At 68.3% G+C, this 25,063-nt stretch carries 23 protein-coding genes; 9 read left to right on the top strand and 14 right to left on the bottom strand.

The genetic code is table 11. From position 1 onward, the window contains the following. Window positions 1–27 precede the first annotated feature (27 nt). Window positions 28–1,422: an ActS/PrrB/RegB family redox-sensitive histidine kinase gene (locus U742_RS0107000; RefSeq protein ID WP_051660930.1), complete on the bottom strand. Its 1,395-nt coding sequence runs from the start codon at window positions 1,420–1,422 to the stop codon at window positions 28–30. A 322-nt stretch (window positions 1,423–1,744) separates the two neighbouring features. Between U742_RS0107000 and phaZ the strand changes: the two genes are divergently transcribed. Then, window positions 1,745–3,094 (top strand): polyhydroxyalkanoate depolymerase, encoded by a 1,350-nt coding sequence (gene phaZ, locus U742_RS0106995; RefSeq protein ID WP_029351420.1) that lies wholly within the window; start codon window positions 1,745–1,747, stop codon window positions 3,092–3,094. Between the two features lie 32 nt (window positions 3,095–3,126). On the opposite strand, the gene U742_RS0106990 is transcribed toward phaZ, so the two are convergent. The 9 genes from U742_RS0106990 to U742_RS0106950 all read right to left on the bottom strand — a co-directional run bounded on the left by U742_RS0106990 (window position 3,127) and on the right by U742_RS0106950 (window position 11,609). After that, window positions 3,127–3,651 carry a hypothetical protein gene (locus U742_RS0106990; RefSeq protein ID WP_029351418.1) on the bottom strand — a complete coding sequence of 175 codons (525 nt, stop codon included), beginning with the start codon at window positions 3,649–3,651 and terminating at the stop codon, window positions 3,127–3,129. Between the two features lie 122 nt (window positions 3,652–3,773). Beyond that, entirely contained in the window at window positions 3,774–4,730 is a 957-nt protein-coding gene (locus U742_RS0106985) for an AraC family transcriptional regulator (RefSeq protein WP_029351416.1), read from the bottom strand. Between the two features lie 99 nt (window positions 4,731–4,829). After that, entirely contained in the window at window positions 4,830–5,531 is a 702-nt protein-coding gene (phoB, locus tag U742_RS0106980) for a phosphate regulon transcriptional regulator PhoB (protein ID WP_029351414.1), read from the bottom strand. 46 nt (window positions 5,532–5,577) lie between these two features. Then, window positions 5,578–6,291: a phosphate signaling complex protein PhoU gene (gene phoU / locus U742_RS0106975; RefSeq protein ID WP_029351412.1), complete on the bottom strand. Its 714-nt coding sequence runs from the start codon at window positions 6,289–6,291 to the stop codon at window positions 5,578–5,580. 26 nt (window positions 6,292–6,317) lie between these two features. Beyond that, entirely contained in the window at window positions 6,318–7,139 is an 822-nt protein-coding gene (pstB, locus tag U742_RS0106970) for a phosphate ABC transporter ATP-binding protein PstB (protein WP_029351410.1), read from the bottom strand. A gap of 7 nt (window positions 7,140–7,146) precedes the next feature. Beyond that, window positions 7,147–7,980 carry a phosphate ABC transporter permease PstA gene (gene pstA, locus U742_RS0106965; RefSeq protein WP_051660929.1) on the bottom strand — a complete coding sequence of 278 codons (834 nt, stop codon included), beginning with the start codon at window positions 7,978–7,980 and terminating at the stop codon, window positions 7,147–7,149. Between the two features lie 11 nt (window positions 7,981–7,991). Continuing rightward, window positions 7,992–8,969, bottom strand: a complete 978-nt coding sequence (gene pstC, locus U742_RS0106960; RefSeq protein ID WP_029351406.1) for a phosphate ABC transporter permease subunit PstC — start codon at window positions 8,967–8,969, stop codon at window positions 7,992–7,994. 125 nt (window positions 8,970–9,094) lie between these two features. Next, on the bottom strand, window positions 9,095–10,138 hold the full coding sequence (pstS, locus tag U742_RS0106955) for a phosphate ABC transporter substrate-binding protein PstS (protein ID WP_029351404.1): 1,044 nt from the start codon (window positions 10,136–10,138) through the stop codon (window positions 9,095–9,097). 154 nt (window positions 10,139–10,292) lie between these two features. Next, entirely contained in the window at window positions 10,293–11,609 is a 1,317-nt protein-coding gene (locus U742_RS0106950) for an ATP-binding protein (RefSeq protein WP_051660928.1), read from the bottom strand. Between the two features lie 285 nt (window positions 11,610–11,894). Between U742_RS0106950 and ppk2 the strand changes: the two genes are divergently transcribed. Together ppk2 and U742_RS0106940 are read left to right on the top strand one after the other, a co-directional pair. After that, window positions 11,895–12,833: a polyphosphate kinase 2 gene (gene ppk2 / locus U742_RS0106945; protein ID WP_029351400.1), complete on the top strand. Its 939-nt coding sequence runs from the start codon at window positions 11,895–11,897 to the stop codon at window positions 12,831–12,833. A 7-nt stretch (window positions 12,834–12,840) separates the two neighbouring features. Next, the gene (locus U742_RS0106940) at window positions 12,841–13,440 is read left to right on the top strand and encodes a hypothetical protein (protein WP_029351398.1); all 600 of its coding nucleotides are present in this window, start codon (window positions 12,841–12,843) and stop codon (window positions 13,438–13,440) included. A 12-nt stretch (window positions 13,441–13,452) separates the two neighbouring features. On the opposite strand, the gene U742_RS0106935 is transcribed toward U742_RS0106940, so the two are convergent. Both U742_RS0106935 and U742_RS0106930 read right to left on the bottom strand, forming a co-directional pair. Continuing rightward, on the bottom strand, window positions 13,453–14,547 hold the full coding sequence (locus U742_RS0106935; RefSeq protein WP_029351396.1) for a putative bifunctional lysylphosphatidylglycerol flippase/synthetase: 1,095 nt from the start codon (window positions 14,545–14,547) through the stop codon (window positions 13,453–13,455). A 259-nt stretch (window positions 14,548–14,806) separates the two neighbouring features. Next, complete coding sequence (locus U742_RS0106930; protein WP_029351394.1) at window positions 14,807–16,696, bottom strand: potassium transporter Kup; 1,890 nt, start codon at window positions 16,694–16,696, stop codon at window positions 14,807–14,809. 566 nt (window positions 16,697–17,262) lie between these two features. Here U742_RS0106930 and U742_RS0106925 point away from each other — a divergent pair. The 6 genes from U742_RS0106925 (at window position 17,263) to rfbA (ending at window position 22,798) form a co-directional block, all read left to right on the top strand. Further along, window positions 17,263–17,934: a TetR/AcrR family transcriptional regulator gene (locus U742_RS0106925; protein WP_051660927.1), complete on the top strand. Its 672-nt coding sequence runs from the start codon at window positions 17,263–17,265 to the stop codon at window positions 17,932–17,934. A gap of 59 nt (window positions 17,935–17,993) precedes the next feature. Then, complete coding sequence (locus U742_RS0106920) at window positions 17,994–19,262, top strand: DUF707 domain-containing protein (protein WP_029351391.1); 1,269 nt, start codon at window positions 17,994–17,996, stop codon at window positions 19,260–19,262. Window positions 19,263–19,361: 99 nt separating this feature from the next. Then, entirely contained in the window at window positions 19,362–19,919 is a 558-nt protein-coding gene (rfbC, locus tag U742_RS0106915; protein ID WP_029351389.1) for a dTDP-4-dehydrorhamnose 3,5-epimerase, read from the top strand. Between the two features lie 22 nt (window positions 19,920–19,941). Next, complete coding sequence (gene rfbB / locus U742_RS0106910; RefSeq protein WP_029351387.1) at window positions 19,942–21,012, top strand: dTDP-glucose 4,6-dehydratase; 1,071 nt, start codon at window positions 19,942–19,944, stop codon at window positions 21,010–21,012. Between the two features lie 5 nt (window positions 21,013–21,017). Next, a complete protein-coding gene (gene rfbD / locus U742_RS0106905; RefSeq protein ID WP_029351385.1) occupies window positions 21,018–21,914 on the top strand; it encodes a dTDP-4-dehydrorhamnose reductase in 897 nt (298 codons plus the stop codon). Then, on the top strand, window positions 21,911–22,798 hold the full coding sequence (rfbA, locus tag U742_RS0106900; RefSeq protein WP_156034158.1) for a glucose-1-phosphate thymidylyltransferase RfbA: 888 nt from the start codon (window positions 21,911–21,913) through the stop codon (window positions 22,796–22,798). The genes rfbD and rfbA overlap by 4 nt, the downstream gene beginning before the upstream one ends. A gap of 37 nt (window positions 22,799–22,835) precedes the next feature. Here the strand turns inward: rfbA and U742_RS0106895 are convergent, their stop codons facing one another. Continuing rightward, entirely contained in the window at window positions 22,836–23,936 is a 1,101-nt protein-coding gene (locus U742_RS0106895) for a calcium-binding protein (RefSeq protein ID WP_029351380.1), read from the bottom strand. A gap of 423 nt (window positions 23,937–24,359) precedes the next feature. Continuing rightward, on the bottom strand, window positions 24,360–25,016 hold the full coding sequence (locus U742_RS0106890; protein WP_081852873.1) for a transferase: 657 nt from the start codon (window positions 25,014–25,016) through the stop codon (window positions 24,360–24,362). Window positions 25,017–25,063 lie beyond the last annotated feature (47 nt).

The following is a 25,063-nucleotide window of genomic DNA, read 5'->3' as shown; positions in this document are numbered from 1 at the left end:
GCGTCGGCGGCCCTGAATACCGTCGCCTCACGCGGTCAGCCGGCCGGCGACCGGCTCCGCGCCACCAGCATCGGGAGCCGCGCCCGATATGTCCACGAGGCCGCGCGGCCAGCGTATGGTGACCTCGGCGCCGTGGGCCGGCGGGGTCCGGTTGAGGAAGGCGAGCTCGGCGCCGGAGCGCTCCAGCAGCGTCTTGGCGATGAACACGCCGAGCCCGAGCCCCTCGGAGGTGCTCTCGGCCTCGCCCTCCGCTGACGGCGGGCGGCGCCAGCGCTGGCGGCCGCGGCTCGTCACATAGGGCGCGCCGATGCTGTCGATCAGCTCCGGAGGGAAGCCCGGGCCATCATCGGTGACGGTGATGGTGACGTGCGCCTCGCTCCACACCGCCACCACCTCGACGCGGGTGGCGGCGAAGTCGACGGCGTTCTCGACGATGTTGCCGAGCCCGTAGAGCAGGCCGGGATTGCGCGCGATGACCGGCTCGGCGGAGCGGTCGGAGGGCAGCGAGACGGCGATGGTGATGCCGAAATTGCGGTGTGGCGCCACCACATCCTCGAGGATGTGCGAGATCGGCATGCGGTCGAACGGGGCGTCGCCGGAGCCGAGCGAGGTGAGCGTGCGCAGGATGGCGCGGCAGCGCTCCACCTGCTCGCCGAGCAGACGGATATCGTCGCCCATCGGGCTGTCGGGGCTGAGCGCGCGGGCGAGCTCCTTGACCACAACGGTGATGGTGGCGAGCGGCGTGCCGAGCTCGTGCGCGGCGGCGGCGGCGAGGCCGTCCAGCGCCGAGAGGTGCTGCTCGCGGGCCAGCACCAGCTCGGTGGCGGACAGCGCCTCGGAGAGCTCGCGGGTTTCCTCCGCCACCCGCCAGGCATGCACGCCGATGAAGGCGATGGCGATAGCGAGCGCGCTCCAGATGGCGGCGAGATAGAGCGTCGGCAGCACCGGGCGAGGGCCGAAGGCGCCGCCGTCCGACCAGGGCAGCGGCATCTGCCAGATGCCGACCAGCCCGGCGCAGGCCGCCGCCAGCACGCCGAGCAGGATGGTGGTGCGCGGCGACAGCGCGGTTGCCGAGATCAGCACCGGCGCCAGGAACAGGAAGGCGAAGGGGTTCGACAGGCCGCCGGTGAGATAGAGCAGCGCGCCGAGCTGCAGGATGTCGTAGGCCAGCAGCCAGGCCGCCTCGCCGTCCGAGAGCCGCCGCGCGCCGGGATTGCGCAGCCTGAGCGCGAGGTTCAGCCACGCCGACAGCGCCACCACAGCGAGGCACGCGCCGATCGGCAGCGAGAAGCCGAGCGGCCACTGGACGATGACGATGGCGAGCGTCTGCCCGGCGACGGCGAGCCAGCGCAGCCGCACCAGCGTGTCGAGCCTGAGGCCGAAAAAGCGTTCGCCGATAGGGCGGTCGAGCGAGAGAGACATGTGCCCTCTATAGCGCGTCTCTTCGCTTGTGGCGCGCAATCCGCGGCGTCGTGGTTGATCGGGAACTTTCGACGGCCTATCTATGTTGCAGTGCACAAGGAAGGGGAGCGAGACTTCCCTGCCGGTGTTCGCTACACGCTGCCGGGGTGGACCAGGGGCCGATCGCAAATTTTGTTCAACTTTTGCGGATCATGCTCGAAGCCATGGTCGGTGTCGCGGCTGGCCCTTTCCGACCGGGCGGAAATCGTCCGGCCGGCGGGCAAGGGTCCCGGGCTCAACAGGTCGGGCATCTTCCGGTGAAGGTGCTCCAAGGAGGCTGAACATGGCCATTGGCGTTTTCGCGGACCTTGTCGGCGACGAGGACGACCTCCCCTCGCCGGCCGTTGAGGCGGTCTCGGCGCTCTCCCGCCCGCTCTACTGGATGTTCGAGATGGGGCAGGCGGCGCTCAATCCCTATCGGGCGCTGGCCGATGCCGGCCGGCTCTATTACCGCAACCCGGTCAATCCGCTGGCCCATACTGATTTCGGCAAGTCGGTGGCCGCCGCCTGCGAGCTGTTCGAACGCTCGACCCGGCGCTACGGCAAGCCGGACTGGGGCATCGACCACACTGTGGTCGGCGCCACCCGTGTTCCGGTGCAGATCAAGTCGGTGTGGGAGCGGCCCTTCTGCAACCTGCTACACTTCGAGCGGGCCTTCGAGCACCCGCCGCGCCGGCCGCAGCCGCGCCTGCTCATCGTCGCGCCGATGTCCGGCCACTATGCGACGCTGCTGCGCGGCACGGTGAAGACCATGCTGCCCAACCACGACGTCTATGTCACCGACTGGGTGGACGCGAAGCTGGTGCCACTCACCGAGGGCCGCTTCGACCTCGACGACTACATCGATTACCTGATCAGCATCTTCCACAAGCTGGGCGGCGGCGTGCATGTGATGGCGGTGTGCCAGCCGGCGGTGCCGGTGCTCGCCGCGGTGGCGCGCATGGAGGCCGAGGGCGACCCCCATGTGCCGGCCTCGATGATCCTGATGGGTGGGCCGATCGATACCCGCGAGAGCCCGACGGCGGTGAACGACATCGCCATCGACCGCGGGCTTGACTGGTTCGCCCGCAACGTCATCGCCTCGGTGCCGTGGCCGCATCCGGGCGTCATGCGGCAGGTCTATCCCGGCTTCCTGCAGCTTCACGGCTTCGTCTCGATGAATCTGGAACGGCACCTGCAGGCGCATTCGGACATGTTCCGGCACCTGGTGAAGGGCGACGGCGACTCGGCCGAGAAGCATCGCGAGTTCTACGACGAGTACCTCTCGGTGATGGACCTGACCGCAGAGTACTATCTCCAGACGCTCAAGACCGTGTTCGTTGACCATGCCCTGCCGAAGGGGCAGATGACGCATCGCGGCCTGCCCGTCGATCCTTCGAAGATCCGCAACGTCGCGCTGCTGACCATCGAGGGCGAGAACGACGATATCTCCGGCGTCGGCCAGACCCGCGCGGCGCATAAGCTCTGCCCGAACATCCCGGAGGAGAAGCGCGTGCACTATCTCCAGCCGGCGGTCGGGCATTACGGCGTGTTCAACGGCTCGCGCTTCCGCGCCGACATCGCCCCGCGCATCTCCGACTTCATCCTGTCCAACAACTGGCCGCGCAAGGGCCACAACGCATCGGGGAGCTGAACGCCCCCCTGAACCCCCCGACGCGTTGGGTCTCAATCCTGCTCCAGCCTGTCCGGTACGAGGCGGCGCAGGCGTTCCACATAGGGACGCACCGCTGCCGCGTCGGCCCCGCCTTCGGCCCGCAGGCGGTCCATTCGCGCCCGCTCCTCCTGCACGAAGACGGCGATTTCCGCCTTCTGTCCCGAGGTGAGTTTCGGCGCCTTTGACAGGCGTTCGGCCAGTTCCCTGAACAGGGTGTCGACCGTGCCCTGCGGAATGTTGGCGAGATAGCCGCACATGGTCGCGTTCAGCGCGTCGCGCCAGCTCTCGCGGGTGAATCCCGCCTTGGCGATGACGCCACCCGCTTCGGCGTCGCGCGCGAACCAGTCGTCGGCGACCTCCTCGTCATAGGCGAGGGAACCGAACTCCGGCTGCAGCCGCTCCATCACCGTGACGACCCGGTCGGCGTCCTGCGCAGTGAGGGCGGCCGCCGCTGCCGGAGGCAGAACGAAGGTCAAGGCGAGGCAGGCGAGGCGAAGCGCGGCGCGCAGCGGTACGCCGGGGAAGTATCCGTTCATGATGATCTCGCGTCGATAAGCTCGGCCGCCTTCTAGCCACGCTCCGACGACGTGTCTCGGCAGGGAGCGAACCGACCATGCAAGCGGCGACGCCGCCTGTCGACATGCGGCGAACGTCGGCTCTATTGGCGGGCGCGGCGCAATGCGCGGGCGCGGATGTCGGAAGGCGTGCAGTCGAAATGCCGTCGGAAGGCACGGTTGAAGGTCGAGAGATCTCCGAAGCCGGCTTCATAGGCGATGCTGGCGACGGCCTGGCGGGTTGCCGGGTCGCCGAGCCGCCGGAACGCCCGGTCGAGGCGCTCGCCGCGCAGAAAATCGGAGAAGCTCGTGCCCTCCTGCGCGAACAGCCGCTGCACATAGCGTGGCGAGATGGCGTGGTGGCGGGCGACGGTGGAGATGTCGAGCCCCGGATCGTCGAGGCGGTCGACGATATACTGCTTCAGCAGATCGAGCCGCGCCGCGCGGAGCGCGGAACCGTGCTCTCGCTCACCCTCGGCCGGGTCGGCGGCGAGCGCGACCGCCGCCAGCTTCAGCAGGTGGTCCGCCGTCACGCGGGCAGCCTGCGCAGTGGGCGGCGGCTCGCGCCGCAGCAGCTCGGCATAGCCGGTGAGCAGCCCGAGCCCCGGCGCGCCGTGCCGGATGCGGCGATGCGAGCGCGCGCCGAGCCGCGGCGCCTGCGCCGCGAGCGCTCGCCGGGGCAGGATGATCACCTCGAAGGAGTTCGCCGGCGCCCGCGTCACGAAGCGCGCGCCCTGGTCGATGACCAGAAGATCGCCGGCGGCAAAGTCGAGCGTCCTGCCACCCTCGATCTCGGTTTCGAAGCCGGCCCGGCTGACGAGCAACTGGTAGTCGTCCCGGCCGTCGGCGAGGAGCTCGCCCGGCCGCCTGGCGGTGAAGGCGTCGTAGCTGGCCTCGCCCACCAGCGTACGGCCGTCGAGCGGCAGGATGCTGAAAGAGGCGCGGAAGGTGGTCCGGTCGACTGGGTCGAAAGCCATGCCGGCGGCATGCCGCCCCACCACGTCATGGATGAAGGCGAGGCGCTGGTGCCGCGGCACATCCTCGCTCGAAAGTCGCTGCATGTGGCCCCCCGCCGGTCAGGATCGATGGCCGGGAGTGGCCGGGCGCGGCTGAACGCCCGGTGAACGCGGCATCGGTGCCTGCGGCCGACGCATGTCGTCTCAATGGGCGCGGGCGAACATCTCGTTGAACGAGTAGCCGGAGCCGCGCACGGTGCGGATCGGGTCGGGCTGGCGCGGGCGGTTCAGCGCCTTGCGCAGCCGGCCGACATGCACGTCGACGGTCCGCTCGTCGATATAGACGTCCTGGCCCCACACGCCGTCGAGCAACTGCTCGCGGGAGAAGACGCGGCCCGGCGACTGCATCAGGAACTCCAGCAGCCGGAACTCGGTGGGGCCGAGATGCAGCTCGCGGCCGGCGCGGTAGACGCGCTTGGTCTCGCGGTCGAGCTCGATATCGCCGGCGCGCAGCAGCGTGGCGATGTGGTCGGGCTTGGCGCGGCGCAGCAGCGCCCGCACGCGGGCGACCAGCTCCGGCACCGAGAACGGCTTCACGACGTAGTCGTCCGCCCCGGTGGCGAGGCCGCGCACCCGCTCGGTCTCCTCGCCGCGTGCGGTGAGCATCAGCACCGGCATGCGCTCGGTCTCAGGCCGCGCCCGCAGGCGCCGGCACAGCTCGATGCCGGACAGGCCCGGCAGCATCCAGTCGAGGATGACGAGATCCGGCACGCTCTCGCGCAGCCGTGTCTCGGCCTCGTCGCCGCGCCCGACGCTCTCCACCGAATAGCCCTCGGATTCGAGGTTGTAGCGCAGCAGCAGGGTGAGGGGCTCCTCATCCTCGACGATCAGTATGTTGGTCGGCATGATCTCGATCCGGATGGGTTCCCGCGCTGCCGAGGCTTCGCCGCGTTCAGCTCGGGAACGCGACGGCGGTGAGGCTGGTCGTGTCCTGCTTCGGCCGTTCCTCCGTCGGGAGCTGACCCGTGACGAGATAATGCACGGTCTCGGCGATGTTGGTGGCGTGGTCGCCGATCCGCTCGATGTTCTTGGCGCAGAACAGCAGGTGCGTGCACAGCGAGATGTTGCGCGGGTCCTCCATCATATAGGTGAGGAGCTCGCGGAACAGCGACGTGTAGAGGATGTCGATCTCGCCGTCGCGGCGCCACACCTCGAGCGCCCGGACGTCGTCGCGGGCGGCATAGGCGTCCAGCACTTCCTTGAGCTGTTCCAGCACCATGCCGGACATGTGCTCGACGCCGCGCACCAGCTTCTGCGGGTGGAACTCGCCGGTCAGCGCCAGCACGCGCTTGGCGGTGTTCTTGGCGAGGTCGCCGATGCGCTCGATGTCGTTGGCGACGCGCATGGCGGCGACGATCTCGCGCAGGTCGATGGCGAGCGGCTGGCGGCGGGCGATGGTGAGGATCGCCTTCTCCTCGATCTCCCGCTGCAGCAGGTCGACCGGCCCATCCAGCACGATGACCTTCTGCGCCAGCTCGGAGTCGCGCTTGACGAGGGCCTGCACCGAGTCGGCGACGAGGCGCTCGGCCTGGCCGCCCATCTCGACCACCTTGCGGCCGAGTTCCTTCAGGTCCGCGTCGAACGACGAGACGATGTGTTCAGTCATGGTCGGGGCCTCTCGCGTCGTCGGCATCAGCCGAAGCGGCCGGTGATGTAGTCGCGCGTGCGCGGCTCGCGGGGGTTGGTGAAGATGTCCGAGGACACGCCGACCTCGACCATCTCGCCGAGATAGAAGAAGGCGGTCATGTCGGCGCAGCGCGCCGCCTGCTGCATGTTGTGCGTCACGATGACGATGGTGAATTCCTGCTTCAGCTCGTCGATCAGGTCCTCGATCTTGGAGGTCGAGATCGGGTCTAGCGCCGAGGTGGGCTCGTCGAGCAGGATCACTTCCGGGCGCACCGCGATGGTGCGGGCGATGCACAGGCGCTGCTGCTGGCCACCGGACATGCCGAGTGCCGAGGTGTGCAGGCGGTCCTTGGTTTCTTCCCAGATCGCCGCCTTGCGCAGGCACCACTCGACGCGCTCGTCCATCTGCGCCTTCGAGAGGCTCTCATGCAGCTTCACCCCGAAGGCGATGTTGTCGTAGATCGACATCGGGAACGGCGTCGGCTTCTGGAACACCATGCCGATGCGCGAGCGCACCACGGTGGAGTCGAGCTGCTTCGACAACAGGTCGGCGCCATCGAACAGGATCTTCCCTTCCGCGCGCTGGCCCGGATAGAGCTGGTACATGCGGTTGAACACGCGCAGCAGCGTGGACTTGCCGCAGCCCGACGGTCCGATCATCGCGGTAACGCGCTTCTCGGGAATGTCGAAGTTGATGTTCTTCAGCGCGTGATTGTCGCCGTAGTAGAAGTTGAGCTTCTCGACCTTGAGCTTGGTGGTCGAGGGCACGCCGTTGGCGCGGTTCACGGCTGCGGCGATATCGAGGGAGGTATCGGGTGCGAAGTTCATGGCCGTCTCACTTCATCTTCGCCAGGACGAGGCGGGAGAGGATGTTGAGGGTCAGCACCCCAACGGTGATGATGAGCGCGCCGGCCCAGGCGAGGGCGACCCAGTCGTCGAAGGGACTGGCGGCGTATTGGTAGATGGCGATCGGCAGGCTGGCCATCGGCCCCGACATGTCAAGCGACCAGCCATTGTTGCCGAGCGAGGTGAACAGCAGCGGCGCCGTCTCGCCGGCGGCGCGGGCGAGCGCCAGCAGGATACCCGTCATGATGCCGGCACGGGCCGCGCGCCAGGTGACCATGGTGACCACCTTCCACTGCGGCGCGCCGAGCGCGAAGGCCGCTTCGCGCAGGCCGATCGGCACCAGATTGAGCATGTCCTCGGTGGTGCGCACCACCACCGGGATGATGATGACCGCGAGCGCGGCCGCACCAGCCCAGCCGGAGAATCCGCCGACCGGCACGACCAGGAGCTGATAGACGAACAGGCCGATCAGGATCGAAGGGGCCGAGAGCAGCACGTCGTTGATGAAGCGCACGACGTTAGCAATCTGTGTGCCGCGGCCGTTCTCGGCGAGGAATGTGCCGCAGAACAGGCCGATCGGCGTACCGATGACAAGCGCGACGACGATCTGGATCAGCGAGCCGACAATGGCGTTGAGGAGGCCGCCCTCATGGCCCGGCGGCAACGTAATCCGGGTAAAGACATTCGGTCCGAGCGCCGGCAACCCTCGGGCGATCAGGGTCCATAGGATCCAGGCGAGCAGGATCAGCGAGAGCGCGGCGAAGGCCGTGCTGATCGCCTTGACGATGTGGTCGGTGGCGCGGCGGCGGGCGAGCGATGCCATGACGATCCTCCTCAGCCCTTGAGCTTGGTGCGCACCAGCATGCGCGAGAGCGCAAGCACGATGAAGGAGATGACGAACAGGATGAAGCCGAGCTCCAGCAGCGATTGCAGCTTGAGCGAGCCCGGCGCAGCCTCGGGGAATTCATTGGCGATGGTGGACGCGATGGTCGAGCCGGGCGCAAACAGCGAGGCTGACATCCGCGTCGCGTTGCCGATCACGAAGGTCACCGCCATGGTTTCGCCCAGCGCCCGGCCGAGGCCAAGCATCACCGCACCGACCATCGCCGTGCGGCCATAAGGCACCGAGACGTTGCGATAGACCTCGAAGGTGGTGGCCCCCACGCCATAGGCCGATTCCTTGAGCATCGGCGGCACTGATTCCAGCACCTCGACGAACATCGCGGTGATGAAGGGCAGGATCATGATAGCCATGATCAGGCCGGCGGTGAGCATGCCGGCGCCGAGTGGCGGTCCCTGGAACAGCGCGCCGATCAGGGGGATCGGGCCGAGCCACTCGATCAGCGGCGGCTGCACATAGGCCGCCATGAGCGGCACGATGACGAAGAAGCCCCACATGCCGTAGATGATCGATGGGATGGCGGCGAGCAGCTGGATGGCGACGCCGATCGGCCGGCGCAGCGGCCCGGGAGCGATTTCGGTGAGGAAGAAGGCGATGCCGAAGGACAGCGGCAGGGCGATAATGACCGCGATGATGGCGCTGAACAATGTGCCGAAGATCATCACGCCGGCACCGAATTTTTCGGTCACCGGGTTCCAGGTCGTCGACCAGAGGAAGGAGATGCCGAATTCTTGCAGCGCGGGCAGGCCGCCCTCGAACAGCATCGCGATGATGAGGCCGAGCAGCACCAGCACGAAGATGCCGCTCGCCCACAGCAGTCCGACGAAGATCGGATCGCTGACCTTACCGGTCGGCTTGTGAGCAGAGGCGAGCGCCTGGTCGGCCTGCGTGCCGCTGAGGGTCGCGTCCATGATGTGTGATCCTTCGGCGCCGCCCGGCGATGCGGGCGCGAGCGCTTCCAAGCTACAGGTCGAACGGCGTGTCGGAAAGACACGGGCGGCTGCGCCTCATGCGTCGCCGCCCGCAACTTGATTTGTCAGTTGGTCCAGACCGGCTTGCCGTCGGCCTTCACTTCCGCCTTCCAGGCGTCGCGGACGCGAGCGACCACGTCGGCCGGAAGCGGGATGTAGTGGAGCTTCTCGGCGATTGCGCCACCGTCTTTGAAGGCCCAGTCGAAGAACTTGATCACCTCGGCGGCCTGGGTGCCGGATTTCGGCTCCTTCGGCAGCAGGATGAAGGTCGCGCTGGTGATCGGCCAGGTCGTGTCACCGGGAGTGTCGATCATCGAGGCGGCAAAGTCCTTGGCGCCGGCCCAGTCGGCATTCGCAGCAGCGGCCTGGAAGGAAGGCACGGTCGGCGAAACGAACTTGCCCGCCTTGTTCTGCACTTGGGCGGTGACGAGGTTGTTGGCCGAGGCGTAGATGTACTCCACGTAGCCGATCGCGCCCTTGGTGTTCTTCACGGTGCCGGCAACGCCTTCATTGCCCTTGCCGCCCGCGCCGGCCGGCCACTGCACCGAGGTAGCGGCGCCGACCTTCGACTTCCAGTCGGCGCTGACCGCCGAGAGGTAGCTGGCAAACACGAAGGTGGTGCCCGATCCGTCCGAGCGGTAAACCGGAACGATGGCGAGGTCGGGAAGCTTTACGTCCTTGTTGATCTCGGCGATCTTCGGATCATTCCACTTGGTGATGTTGCCGAGATACATATCGGCGAGGATCGGGCCGGTCAGCTTGAGCTTGTTCGCTTCGATGCCGTCCAGATTGACGATCGGAACCACCGAGCCGATCACAGCCGGGAACTGAAGCAGCTTCTGAGCGGCGAGCTTGTCAGTGGCAACCGGCGCGTCGGAAGCGCCGAAATCGACGGTACGGTTGAAAATCTGCGTCTGGCCCGCGCCCGAGCCGATCGACTGGTAGTTCAGGCCGGTGCCGCTCTTTTCCTTATAGGCGACCGCCCAGGCCTGATAGACCGGAGCCGGGAAGGTGGCGCCGGCGCCGGTGATGTCGGCGGCGAACGCGCCTCCCGAAAGCACACTGGTTGCCGCAATCACGGCGGCGCTGAAAATATGGGTGAATTTCAAGGGTCTCTCCTTAGCTCATGTGTCCGGTTGCGTTCCGGTCAGGCCGGAGGCGACGGAAAGCATCGACACGGGACTTTTTAGCGGCCCGGCGCCAAGGTTCTATGACCCCCCGATGACATCTGGATGACATTCCAAATGTCTGATTATATTCGATTTATTCTCCACGCTCGGTGACCGCCGAAAGCCGCACGGCAAATGTCGCTCCTTCGCCCGGAACGCTCTCGACGCTGAGCCGGCCGCGGTGCCGGGCGACGATGTGCTTGACGATGGCGAGGCCGAGCCCGGTGCCGCCCTGCTCGCGCGAATGGGCGGTGTCCACCCGGTAGAAGCGCTCGGTCAGCCGCGGCAGGTGTTCCGGTGCGATGCCCGGCCCGAAGTCGCGCACGCTGGCGACGACGTCGCGCCCCTCGCGGGTGAGCGCGATCTCCACCTTGCCGCCGCTACCGCCATATTTCAGCGCGTTCTCGACGAGGTTCTCGAACACCCGGATCAGCTCGTCGCGGTCGCCGCGCACCGCCACCGGCGCCTGCTGCGCGTCGAAGGCGATCTCCACCCCGCGCTCGCGGGCGATCGGGGAGAGAGTGTCGCGCACATGACCGATCACCGTGACGAGGTCGACCTCGGCCTCGGGGCGCAGATGCGCGTTGAGCTCGATGCGCGACAGCGAGAGCAGGTCGTCGATCAGCCGCGACATGCGCCGGGCCTGGTCGGCCATGATCTTGAGGAAGCGCTCGCGGGCCTGGGTGTCGTTCTTCGCCGGCCCCTGCAGCGTCTCGATGAAGCCGGAGAGCGAGGCCAGCGGCGTGCGCAGCTCGTGGCTCGCATTGGCGATGAAGTCGACCCGCATCTGCTCGGCCCGGCGCTGCTGGGTGAGGTCGTGGAAGGTGAGCAGCGTGGCGTCCGGGCGGCCGGGATCGGCGCCCGCCGAAAAGCGGATCGGCACCACGTCGGCCTGCAGCCAGCGGTCGACCGGCACCCGCTCGGAGAATTCGACGCGCCGCGCCGTGCCGTCCGCGCTCGCCGCCCGCACCGCCTCCAGCACTTCGGGCACCCGCACCGCGAAGGAGACCGGGTCGCCGATCTTGACGCTCGCCACCGTCTTGGCAGCGCGCTCGTTGGCGACCAGAACGGTGCCGCGCGGATCGAGCAGCATCGCCGCCTCGGGCAGCGCCCGCACCAGTGCCGAGAGCCGGCCTTCCACCGGCGCCGGCGCGGAGAGGCGGGCCTCGCCGCCGGAGAAGCGGGCAAGCGCCGCCGCCACCGGGCGGCGCCGGGCCGGTATAGTCGCGGCGAGCAGCAGCGTGGCGGCGAGGCCGAAGGCAACCGGCATGCTCACCGCCTCGCCCGCCGCGGCGGCGGCGAGGCCGGCGATGCCAGCCCCGAGCACCCAGCGCGCGGCCACCAGCCGCTGCAGCAGCGTGTCCTCCACCGCCGCGTTCAGGCCGCCCGGACTGGCATCACGCAAAGCCATCGCACCCTTCCCTCCCGCTCCCGCGGGTCGAACCGGCATTGCGGCGGACGGCTGATCGTGCCGCCCGCTGCGACTGCTGGAGTCCCTCCGTCCTGCCGGAATCACCCGGCCGTCGGCCAAGACCTCCCTGTCAACGAGCCGGAGCATGCTCCCGTCGCAAAAGTCTTCCAACTTTCGCGGAATATGCTCATGTCGTTGAAACCGGAGCATTTCCGTTCCGATCGGACGGTACCCGATCGGGAAATGCGCCGGCGCTTCTTATCGCGCGATATGGGAGGTCTCCATATGACGAAGAAGACGGGCAAGGGCGAAAAGCAGAAGCCGTCCACCAAGATCGCTACATCTTCGCCGGCCAAGGGCTCCGAAACCCTCGCCCGTGCGCTCGCGGCCTTCTCCTTCGATGCCCCGAAGCTCGACCCCGCCATTGATTCGCGTGCCTATCGCAGCGGCAACTATCCTTATGCGGACCGGCCGAAGCGCAAGGCCTACGAGAAGGACCTCACGGCGCTGCAGATCGAGCTGCTCAAGCTGCAGAGCTGGGTGAAGGCGTCGGGCGAGCGCATCGTCATCGTGTTCGAGGGCCGCGACGCCGCCGGCAAGGGCGGCACCATCCACCGCGTCACCCAGCATCTCAACCCGCGCTCGGTGCGCGTCGTCGCGCTTGCCAAGCCGACCGAGGTCGAGGCCGGGGAATGGTATTTCCAGCGCTACATCGAGCACATGCCGACCAAGGGCGAGATCGTGATGTTCGACCGCTCCTGGTACAACCGCGCGGTGGTAGAGCCGGTGATGGGCTTTTGCACGCCGCAGCAGACCGCGCATTTCCTCGAACAGGCGCCGACCTTCGAGCGCATGCTGGTCGACGACGGCATCCGGCTGTTCAAGATCTGGCTCGACATCGGCCGCGAGATGCAGCTCAAGCGCCTGTTCGACCGCAGGAAGGACCCTCTGAAGCGCTGGAAGCTCTCGCCGATCGACCTCGCCGCCCCGGCGCGCTGGGACGCCATATCGAGCGCCCGCGACGCGATGATCGGCGCGACGCACGCGCCCCACGCACCTTGGACGGGCGTGCTGGCCAACGACAAGATGCGCACGCGGCTCGGCGTCATTCGGCACATTCTCGCCCATGTGCCCTATGAGGGACGGGACGATGCCGTTATAGGAGTGCCCGATCCCGCGATCGTGCTTGATGGCGGCGATTTCCTCGCCCGCCGCTCCGCCTGAGGACAGAATGCTCCATCCCGCCACCGCTTTCGTCGTCCTGGCGGTGCCCGCCGCCTTTGTCTTCGCCGGCGAGGCGCGCGCCGAGCGGCTGCCGCGGCCGAGCGTGGACTATGCCCTGAGTGGGCGGACCGCTGCCGGCGCGGTGGAGCTCGTCTATGGCGGCGGGAGGATGCGGCTCGACGTGGCGCTCCCCGGGGCGCCGGGCGTGTTCACCGGCTATATCGACGATCAGCAGGGCCGCGTGACGGTGCTGTTGGACATCCCCGGCATGCGCAACCGCGCCGTCGAGGTTGACCTTCCCGACGACTATGTCTTCGTCAACCTGCCGGCCGAGGGCGCCCGCATCGGCCGCGACACCGTGGCCGGCGAGGCCTGCGATATCTGGCGTGCCGGATCGGGCGGGCGCACCATTGACGCCTGCATAACGGCGGACGGCATCGTGCTGCGCGCGCAGGCGAGCGCCGGCACCGCGCCGCAGCTCGTCTTCGAGGCCAAGTCGGTGCGGCGCGGGCCGCAGGACCCGGCGAATCTCGCTTTGCCCGAGGGGGTGAAGGTGCGTGCCATGCCGCCGGGCGTGCAGAACATCCTGCCCGGCCTCGGCCGCTGAAGCCGCTCAAGGCTAGCTGGCGATGCGCTTGCGCTCCGGCGCGTCGGCGGAGGTCTCCGGCGGATCCTCGAGCAGCACCGGCAGCACGTCGTCCGGTAGCGCCGTCGGCTCCACCGCCGGCGTGCTCGGCTGGGCCCGGCGGCTGCGGCTGAGCAGCAGCTCGCGCGTGCCCAGGGCCAGCAGGGCGAGCGTGAAGGGCGTGACGTAATAGAGCAGGCGCAGCAGCAGCAGCGCGCCGAGCAGCGGTTCCTTCTCGAACTGCGGCAGCGCCACCAGCATCGCCGCGTCGAACACGCCGAGCCCGCCCGGCGCGTGGCTGGCGAAGCCGAGCAGCGTCGCCGAGATGAACACCACGCCGAGCGCGATCGGATCGATGAACGGCGCCTGCGGCATCAGCACATACATCGCCGCCGCGCAGAAGGAGAGATCGATGATGCCGATGCCGATCTGCAGCAGCGTCAGCCTGGAGCCCGGCAGCGTCACCGCCCAGTGACCCTTGCCGATGCCGACACGCCGGGGCTTCAGTCCAACCCAGGCGACATAGAAGGCGAGCCCGGCGAGCAAAGCGAGGCCGATCAGCCGGTTGACCCACGGCGGAAGCTGGTCGACCGCGCTCGCCGCCCACGGCTCGATGCTGATGCCTATGCCGAGTATGGCGATGTTGCCGAGCCAGAAGGTCAGCCCGGTGACGAAGCAGAGCTTGGCGACGTCGATCGCCCCGAGCCCATGCGCCGAATAGATGCGGTAGCGCACCGTGCCGCCGGTGAAGGCGGAGAAGCCGACATTGTGGCCGATGGCATAGGAGGTGAAGGAGGCGAGCGCCGCGGTGCGGTAGGGCACGTGGCCCATGCCGATGGTGCGCAGCGCGAACCAGTCATAGAAGGTGAGCGTGAAATAGGCGCCGGCGACGAACAGGGCGGCGAGGCCGACGCGCCACGGCTCGGTGCCGGTCAGCGCGTCGAGCACCTCGCCGGGATTGATGTTCCGCAGCATCTCGTAGAGCACGACCGCGGCGATGGCGATGATCACCAAGCTCGCCGCGAGGCCGACGCCGTGCCAGCCGATCCGCTCGCGCAGGAAGCTGCCGATCGCCTTGAAGCCGCTCATGCCCTGCCGTGCCATTCGCTGTCGCGTCTTCCCACTACGCCGCCGGGGGCCCGGCGGTTTCTTGTTTCGTTGCCTTCCCGGACCCGTGCGTCCGTACCAGCGCATCCCGGTCCGGTCCGATGGGATGACGTACCGGAACGTCGCATCGGCCGGGCGGCCTGTCCATCGGCGATTATCGCCCCGACAGAGGCAGCCGGGGCGTCTTTTCGGCGCACATCAAGGCAGTGGCATGACAGAGCCCGGCGCGTTGCTGCAGGGCTCATAGCCGCACCGGGTAGCCGATCTCGATGGTGCGCGGCCGCGGCAGGCCGAAACGGTCGACCGAGCGCTCGGCGTTGCGCGCGAGGAAGGCGAAGATATGGGCCAGCACGTCGCGCACCGAGCGGATCTCGTCCGGCGGCACGATGCGCTCATGGCCGATCAGATAGACCGACTCGTCGGGGTCGACGCCCTGCGCGTGCAGCGCCGGATCGAGCACGGCCGGCACGTCGATCTGCTGCATATAGCCGAAGCGCAGGTCGACGCGGACGTGGTTCGGGTCGAGCGCGGTGACGCGCACGCGGTCGTCGACCGACACGCGCGGGCGCGAGGCGATCCACACCGAGACGATCACCACCTTGTCGAAGCTGACATTGAGCAGGCTGGACAGGCGCCCGAGCGCCACCGGCGTCATCGCGCCGGCGCGCGACAGGAAGATCGCGGTGCGCGGGCTGGTGGCGCAGCCGGCCGGCTTGCCGCGGGCGATGAACTCGTCGAGCGGCTCGGTGAAGCGGCGCTGCTGGACGACCAGCGCCTCGAGGCCGCGTCGCCAGCTCACCATCACCACCAGCACGACGCCGGCGATGATGACCGGCAGCCAGCCGCCGTCGTGCAGCTTGGTGAGGTTGGCGGCGGCGAAGGAGAAGTCGATGACGGCGAGGCCGCCGGCGAGGCCGATCAGCGCCGGCAGGGGCCAGTTCCAACTCCGCCGCACATAGGCGACGAACAGGATGGTGGTCGCCACCATCGCCATGGCGACCGCGATGCCATAGGCCGAGGCCAGCCGGTCGGACGAGCCGAAGGAGATGACGACGCCGATACAGGTGAGCGCCAGCAGCCAGTTCAGGCGGCCGATATAGATGTGCTGGTCGTTGTGTTCGCTGGTGTAGCGGATACGCATCGGCGGCAGATAGCCGAGCTCCACCGCCTGCTTGGCCAGCGAGAACACGCCGGTGATGATCGCCTGCGAGGCGATGATCGTCGCCGCCGCCGCGAGGAACAGCAGCGGCACGTCGATGATGTCGGGCGAGAGGTCGTAGAAGGGGTTGCGCACCGCCGTGCGGTCCACCAGCACGATGGCGCCCTGGCCGTAATAGTTCAGCAGCAGGCACGGCATCGCCACGAACAGCCAGGCGCGGGTGATCACCGGCCGGCCGAAATGGCCGAGATCGGCATAGAGCGCCTCGCCGCCGGTGATGGCGAGGAAGGTGGCGCCGAGCACCGCGCCGGCCAGCCAGGGATGGTCGATCAGCAGCATGGCGCCGTGCCGCGGGTCGACTGCCACCAGTACCTCCGGCGCGCGGATGATGCCGTGGATGCCGATCGCGCCGAGCGTGACGAACCAGAGCAGCATGATCGGCCCGTAGAAGGCGCCGATCTTCTCGGTGCCGGCCTGCTGCGACAGGAACACGCCGATGATGACCAGCACTGTCACCGCGACGATCCAGTGGTCGAGCGCCGGCGCCACCACTTCGAGGCCCTCGATGGCGGAGAGCACCGAGATTGCCGGGGTGAGCACGCCGTCGCCGATCAGCATGGCGGCGCCGACGAGGCCGGCGATCAGCAGCAGCAGCCGCTTGCCGACGGCGCTGCGCTGCAGGTCGAGCAGCGTGACCAGAGCAAGGATGCCGCCTTCGCCGTCGTTATCCGCGCGAAGTACCAGCATCACATATTTGATGGTGACGGAGAGGATGATCGCCCAGGTGACGAGCGAGAGCAGGCCGAGCACGTCGAAGGTCGTGAAATTGGCCTCGCCGCCCACCGCCAACAGCCCCTGCCGGAAGGCGTAGAGCGGGCTGGTGCCGATGTCGCCGAACACCACCCCCAGCGCCGCCAGCTCGGCGGTGAAGGGAAGCTTCCCGGCCTTTTTCTGCGGCGTGCGCACCGACATCACGATCCCGATGCCAGCCCGGCCATATGCCGGACGGGACGGGGGGTGGCTTGGGTGCGTGGCGCCGGCAGGTCCGCGCGGATGCGGACGGCGGCGGGTGAATCAAGAGTGAGCATGGGGCGCCCGGCGAACGACGGATGTTCCCGGACGTCGGAAACTCCTCGCGGCGCACAAATAGCCTTCCCGCGCCGCGCCGCCAAGGGGCGCCCGGTGGCGGCGGTGCCGCCATGCGCCCTGATCATGCGCCGCCATGCATTGGCGGCAGAGCAGACGGCGTCGGAAGGAAGTGAGGGAGGAGAGCTGGGGGGCGGAATAGCTCCCCTCCCTCGAACCAATCGGGCGGAAGCGGTGGAAGGTTTGCGGGAACCTTCCGATCCGACCGAGCGGTTGTCTTTGATTAGAATCTTCTCGCCTGACGTTCAAGATCAAACCGAACGGTTCAGTCAAAAAAATGTGTGTGCGTACCATCTCCCTCTGCGTCACCGGTGGGCTAAATGAAAACAATCAGCCATTCTCCGCGTTATGCGCCTGTCCGCCACCTCCTGCACCGAATGAGCCCGCTTCCCATGGCCGTGCCGCCCACCCCCGCGTTCTCCTGCCCATCCGGAGCGCCCGAATCCCAGTCTGTCCAGGATTCCGAAAAGAGCCGCCAGATTCTTAGTGGCGCTCGCGAGGTTTTCCTGACGCAGGGCTTCGACGGCGCCAGCATGGGCGAGATCGCCCGCGTGGCTGGGGTCTCCAAGGGCACGCTCTATTTCTATTTCGCCTCCAAGCAGGCGCTGTTCGAGGCGCTGGTGCACGAGGAATGCACGCAGACCGCCGAGCGCGTCGTCGTGTTCGACAATGATGAGCCCGACCTGCGCGCCGCCCTCATGAACACCGGCCGCAGCTATGTACAGGCGATGACGCGTCCGGAGCATATCGCCACCGTGCGCACGGTGATCGCCATCGGCGAGAAGTTCCCGGAGATCGGCCGCACCTACCTCTCCTCGGGTCTGCAGACCGGCGTGGCGCGGCTCTCCGCCTGGTTCAGCGCGAAGATCGCGCGCGGCGAGCTCCGCATGGACAATCCCGAGCTGGCGGCCTGGCAGTTCCTGGTAAGCTGCCACGCGCCGATCGTCATGCCGGTGCTGTTCGGTGGTGAGGCGATGCCGCATGAGCGGTGCGTGGATGACGTGGTCGCCCATGTGGTAGACATGTTCCTGCGCGCCTTTCAGCCTGGAAGGCAGGGCGGCTAGGGCTATCCCGCTCCCCCTTTCCGGTGTCGGTGCGTGCGCCACTCTCCGGGAAGCCGTCCTTGTCCTCGCTGCTCGCCGATCTCGGCACCATCCTCGCCTCGGGCTGCTTCGCGCATGGTGACTATGCGCGGCTTTATCTCGACAAGGGCTATGCCCGCCCGGTCGCGCTGCTGCATTACCTGCTGCGCGGCGAGCGGCAGGGCTACCGGCCCTGCGCCTTCTTCGACCCGGCGCATTACCGACGCACGCTGCGGACCGCGCCCGCGGAGGGCAACCTCTTCGCCGCCTTCCTGCGCTCCCGCGAGGTCGGCTCGCCCTGCGCCGAGTTCGACGCCGGCTTCTATGCCACCCGGGCGCCCGAGCTCGCGGCGAGCGGCCTCACCGCCTGGCGGCACCTGCTGCTGCACGGCATGACGGAGCTCTACGATCCCGCGCCGGATGTCTCGCTCGGCTTCGTGTCGGAGGCCTATGGCGTGCGGCCCGACCGGCTCCACCGCATGCTGATGAGCCTGTTCCGCGACCGGGTCGGGCCGGACGCCGCCGCCTTCCCGCTGAACCGCCATGACTTCGACGAGGCGCGCCGCCGCTTCCGCGAGGCGATCCGTCTCGATCTGCGCCGCGTGCTCGACGCACCGCGCCATCGCGATCTCGTCTTCGTGCAGACCGCCGGCCGACACGACGCGGCGATCGAGCACGGGCGCGCCTACGACCTGATGCTGAACTACTATGTGCCGCCGGCCGCCGAGCACGCGCGCGAGGCCGACTACCTCCTCGTCCAGCCGGGCACTAAGACCACCGCCATCGCCACGCTGCTGCGCGAGGCGCCCGACCTGTTGCTGCGCTACGACTACGTGCTGTTCCTCGACGACGACGTCGAGATCGGCGCGGGCGCGATCGCCCGCCTGTTCGACACCATGCGCGCCGAGGGGCTCGACTGCGCGCAGCCGGCGCTCACCGCCGATTCCCACTCCCGCTATCCCGAGCTGTTGGCACGGGACGGAGGCGGCGTGCGGCGCCTGACGGCCCTCGAGATCATGATGCCGGCGCTGTCCCGCCGGGCGCTCGCCGAATGCGGCTGGGTGTTCGGCGAGGGGATCAGCGGCTACGGCGTCGACCTGCTGCTCGGCGAGGACGTGCGCCGCCGCTTCGGCGAGACGGTCGCGGTGGTCGACGGCGTACTCGCCCGCCACACGGCGACGCCCGATCTTCAGGGCGGCAGCTTCTACCGCTTCCTCGCCAGCCGGGGAATCAACCCGCTGGTCGAGCTCAGCCTGCTGCGCGCCGCCCAGGACCTGCCCCTGACCATCTCGCCGGCTCCCGAGCCCTGAGGCGCCAAGGCCCCCAGAACTGCGCCGTATGCGCCGGGATGGACATTGCGCGCCGGGCGAAGGTAGAGGTACGCCCGTCGTTGCTGGTCGGAACGCGCTATGAACGTCGAAGTCTTCCCCCTGGGGCCGGTGCTGCTGACGCCGAAGAAGTTCGGGGACGCCCGCGGCTTCTTCTCGGAGGTCTACAACGCCGCAACCTTCGCGCCGCATATCGGCGCCCAGGACTTCGTGCAGGACAATCATTCGCTGTCCGCCACGGTGGGCACCATACGCGGCCTGCACTTCCAGACCGCGCCGTTCGCCCAGGGCAAGCTGGTGCGCGTGGTGCGCGGCGCCATCCTCGACGTCGCGGTCGACATCCGCCACGGCTCGCCGACCTTCGGCCGGCATGTGGCGGTGGAGCTCAGCGCCGCCAACTGGTCGCAGCTCTGGGTGCCGGTCGGCTTCGCGCACGGCTTCTGCACGCTCGAGCCGGACACCGAGGTGGTCTACAAGGTGACGGCGCCCTACGGGCCGCAGAACGATTTCGGCCTTGCCTTCGACGATCCCGCGCTCGGCATCGCCTGGCCGGTGCCGCCGGAGGAGGCGGTGCTGTCCGACAAGGACCGGCGTCACCCCAAACTTGCCGAATTGCCGCGCTTCTTCGAATACGAGTGAGCGGGGAGAGGAAAGCGACATCATGCGCATTCTGGTCACCGGCGGCGCCGGCTTCATCGGTTCGGCGGTGGTGCGCCACCTGATCCGCGACATCGGCGCGGATGTGCTGGTCGTCGACAAGCTCACCTATGCCGGCAACCTCGCCTCGCTGCGCGAGGTCGACAACAGCCCGCATTACGGGTTCCTGAAAGCTGACATCTGCGACCGTGCGGCGATGCGCGCCGCCTTCGCCGATTTCCGGCCCGACACGGTGATGCACCTCGCCGCCGAGAGCCACGTCGACCGCTCGATCACCGGTTCCGGGGCCTTCGTCGAGACCAACATCCTCGGCACCTATGTGCTGCTGGAGGCGGCCCGCGAGCACTGGGCCAACCTCGACGCGGCAGGGCGCGACGCGTTCCGCTTCCTGCACGTGTCGACCGACGAGGTCTATGGCTCGCTCGGAGAGGACGGGCTGTTCGAGGAGACGACGCCTTACGATCCCTCCTCGCCCTATTCCGCCTCCAAGGCGGCGGCCGACCACCTCGCGCTCGCCTGGCACCGCACCTACGGCCTGCCCGTGGTGTGCTCGAACTGCTCGAACAATTACGGGCCCTACCACTTCCCCGAGAAGCTGATCCCGCTGGTCATCCTCAACGCGTTGCACGGGCGCGAGCTGCCAGTCTACGGCGCCGGCACCAATGTGCGCGACTGGCTCTATGTCGAGGACCATGCGCGGGCGCTGCATCTCATCGCGACGCGCGGCCGGCTGGGCGAGAAGTACAATGTCGGCGGGCGCAATGAGCGGCGCAACATCGACATCGTGCGCGGCATCTGCGCGCTGCTCGACGCGCACAGCCCGAAAGCGCGCCCGCATGCCGAGCTGATCCGCCATGTGGCGGACCGGCCGGGCCACGACCAGCGCTACGCCATCGACGCCACCAAGCTGGAGCGCGAGCTCGGCTGGAAGGCGCAGGAGACCTTCGACACCGGCATCGTCAAGACGGTGCGCTGGTATCTCGAAAACGAGTGGTGGTGGCGTCCCCTGCGCGAGCAGGTCTATGCCGGAGAGCGGCTCGGCCTCGTCGCCGAAGCACCGGCGGCGGGCGGCTGATCGCGATGCGCCTCCTCGTCACCGGGACGGAAGGTCAGGTCGCCCGCGCGCTCGCCGAGCGGGCGGGAGCTGATCTCGATGTCATCCGCCTCGGCCGGCCGGAACTCGACCTTGCCGCGCCAAGCGACTTCGCGACCCTCTTCGCCGCCCATGCGCCGGATGTGGTGGTCAGCGCCGCCGCCTATACCGCCGTCGACAAGGCCGAGAGCGAGCCTGAGCTCGCCTTCGCGGTGAATGCGGACGGGGCCGGCGCGGTGGCCGCGGCGGCCGCGGCGCTCGGCGTGCCGGTGATCCATCTGTCGACCGACTACGTGTTCGACGGCGCGACGCCCCGCGCGCTCACCGAGGACGACCCGACCGGCCCGGTCGGCGTCTACGGCGCGAGCAAGCTCGCCGGCGAGGAGAAGGTCGCGGCGGCCAATCCGCGCCACGTCATCTTGCGCACGGCGTGGGTCTATGCGCCGTTCGGTGCCAATTTCCTGCGCACCATGCTGCGCCTCGCCTCGACCCGCGACGAGGTTCGGGTGGTGGCCGACCAGCACGGCACGCCGACCTCGGCGCTCGACATCGCCGCGGGTGTCGAGCAGGTGGCGCGGAACCTCCTCGCCCGGCCGCAGGAGACGCGGCTCGCCGGCATCTTCCACCTTACCGCGCAGGGCGGCCCGACCGACTGGGCGGCCTTCGCCACCGAGGTGTTCCGCGCCGCGTCCGCCCATGGCGGGCCCGGAGCGCGCGTCGTCCCCATCACCACCGCCGACTACCCGACCCCGGCGAAGCGGCCGGCATGGTCGTGGCTCGACGGCGGCAGGCTCAGCGAAATCCACGGCGTCACGCTCCCCGACTGGCGGTCGGGCGTCGAACAGGTTGTCGGGCGTCTCGCCCGCGAAGGACAATGGACATGAAGGGCATCATCCTCGCCGGCGGCAGCGGCACCCGGCTCCATCCCATGACGCTCGGCGTGTCCAAGCAGATGCTGCCGGTCTACGACAAGCCGATGATCTATTACCCGCTCAGCGTGCTGATGCTGGCGGGCATCCGCGAGATCCTCATCATCTCGACGCCGCGCGACCTGCCGATGTTCCGCGAGCTGCTGGGCGACGGCGCGCGCTGGGGGCTCGAGCTCAGCTACATCGTGCAGCCGAGCCCGGACGGCCTCGCCCAGGCCTATCTGCTCGGCGAGGAGTTCGTCGGCGGCGACAATTCGGCGCTGATCCTCGGCGATAACATCTTCTACGGCCACGGCCTCGTTGATCTGTGCCGGCGCGCCGCCACCCGCGAAAGCGGCGCCACCATCTTCGCCTGCCAGGTGCAGGACCCCGAGCGCTACGGCATCGTCGAGTTCGACGCAGCGGGCAACGCTATCTCGATCGAGGAGAAGCCCGCCCGGCCGAAATCCAAGTTCGCCGTGACCGGCCTCTATTTCTACGACGGCGAAGCGTCGTCCATCGCCCGCACGCTCAAGCCTTCGGCGCGCGGCGAGCTGGAGATCACCGACCTGAACCGCGTCTATCTGGAGCGCGGCACGCTCGGCGTCGAGCTGCTGGGGCGCGGCTTCGCCTGGCTCGACACCGGCACGCCGGAATCGCTCGTCGACGCCGCCACCTTCGTGCGCGCGCTCGAGAAGCGGCAGGGCGTGCGCATCGCCTGCCCGGAGGAGATCGCCTTCCGCAACGGCTTCATCGACCGCGAGCAGCTCCTGAAGCTGGCCGCGCCGCTGCTGAAGAACGATTATGGCCGGTATCTCGTCGAGATCGCCGAGGAGGTCGTCCCGACACCGGCGGCGTGAGCCCTAAGGCCTCGCCGCCGGGAGGGTTGTTGCGCCGTCAGCCGATCGGCAGGGGCGTCGCATAGGCCCCGTCGTCGAGCACGAACAGCTCGACGCCGGTCACATAGAGCGTCTGGTCACTGAAGTAGATGCTGTAGAGGCCCTGATCGGCGTCGTAGGTGACGAAGGCGTCCGATGCCGAGCGGCCCGGCAGGTAGAGCGTGTCGTAGCCGTCATCGCCGCTGATCGAGTGCGTCGCGGTCGCACCGGGCATGATGCCGAAGATATCGTCGCCCGCGCCGCCATAGAGCGAGGTGGTGCCGGTCGCGTCCGGGCCGCTGTAGGAGACCAGCGTGTCGTTGCCCTGGCCGCCATAGAGCTGGTTGCTGCCGCTGCCGCTGACCATGCTGTCATTGCCGTAGCCGCCATACATGATGGCATTGGCTTCGGCCGACATGGAGTCGTTGCCGGCATTGCCGGCCAGCAGATTGTAGTCCGAGCCCGACGAGATCACGTCGTCGCCGAAGCCGCCGAACAAGCTGGCCGCGCCTTCCGCGACGAGGGAATCCCCTCCCTGCCCGCCGATGCCGACGACCGCCGCGCCGCCGGCGAGCGAGGTGATGCTGTCCGCGCCGAAGCCGCCGATGAAGTAGTCGTAGAAGATCGTGTCGCCCTCGCTGTAGACCTTGGAGCCTTCCATCACATCGGCCCCGCATCCGGCGAAGAGCACGTTGCCGCCCAGCTCGGAGGCGGGGAAATAGTCGTCGCCCTTGCCGGAGAAGAAGAGTGTGTCGCCGACCGTCGTGCTGAGGACGTCGTCGCCATAGCCGCTCAGAAGCATGGCGCCGCTGGCATGGTTGACCAGCGTGTCGTCACCGTGCCCGGTGGCGACGATGGCGCCATGACCGGAGCCGCCGCTGTCGTGGATGTTCAGGTCGAGGTTGGTATCGGTCTTGAAGACCAGGGCGTCGACGCCGCCGGCATCGACATCAGCGCCCGGAAGTACGAAGGCCGAGCGGATGTCGATCAGCGCCGTGGATATCGGCGTCGTGTAGACGCCGGCTTCCTCCAGCGCCGCGATCATAAGCGCCTGCTGGCCGGGAGCGATCTGCGGGGTAGTGAAGGCGATAAGCTGGTCACGGTCCAACTCGAACTGCATCGAAGTCTTCCCTGTGTTGACGTTTTTGTGGTCGCCGCGCGAGGAGTTTCGGCTACGTCACGTGAAACGCAAGGGGTGCGGGATGCAGGCCGTCAAAAAATGTCCGTATCCGTTCGGCAGCAAATTAATACCATCGAGGAGCGGGCGAATATTTGGTGCCGCACAGTAGACCCGGCTTCCCCGCGCTCCGCTTGAGCCGCTTCGCGGTAGGGCGCGGAGTTCGACCGCGCCGAGGCGTGCTCGCCGGTTCGCCGGAATGGGCACGCAATGCCTCCCGCCTGGCTTCGGGGCCGGTGACGGCCCGTCGGCCTGTGTGCCCGCGCGGAGACCGGCGGCACAGATGGACCGCGACCGTCACGACAAATGAAAACGGCGGGCCATCGCCCGCCGTGCATTCGTCTTGATGAAGAAAACCGTGTGCCGTCAGTGCCCGGCGCCGTAGGCGACCCAGACATTCGGCTCCTCATAGAGCCCGATGCCCTGCGCGGCATCCACCGCGACCGGCACCAGCCCGCCCTCCAGGGTGAACTCGTCCGTGGTCTCGATGCGGCGCCCGGTCCAGGTCTCCCAGAAGCCGAGCCGCTCGCGGACCACCATGGAGCGCTCGCAGGGGCGCACCACGCGCCCGCCCTCGCAAGTGTGGGCGCGCAGCCAGGGGTCGAACAGCCGGCCCCGCTCGTCGGTCCAGGTGATGTAGTCGTGGATCGAGACGCGCTGGTGGCGGTCCTTCAGGGTCGGGCGCACCGGCGCGATGACGCCGTTATAGCCCTGCCGGTCGGCCAGATCGCGCAGCGCGCGGATCATGGTGCGGGCATAGCCCTTGCCGCGATGGATCGACGGCACCGAGATGGCGAGCGCGCCGAGCATGTTGGCGCCGGCGCCGCGCTGCTCGAAGCCGCGTTCCACCAGCCAGTCCCATCCTTCCGGCGGGAGTTCGTCGGGGCCGGAACACCGTACCGGCACGCAGGAGGCGACGGCGACCGGATAATCGGCCTCCTCGTCCACCAGGCAGAGCTGGAAATCCGCGAAATGTTCCAACAGCTCATCATAATAGGCATGATGGGCGGCGGTATAATTCAAGAAGCCGATGGGGCTCCAGGTCGCGTGTTCAATGGCAACTGCCGCAC

Source organism: Allobosea sp. 117, from assembly GCF_000702305.1.
Lineage (GTDB): Bacteria > Pseudomonadota > Alphaproteobacteria > Rhizobiales > Xanthobacteraceae > Ancylobacter.
This window is presented reverse-complemented; position numbering and strand designations above follow the sequence as displayed.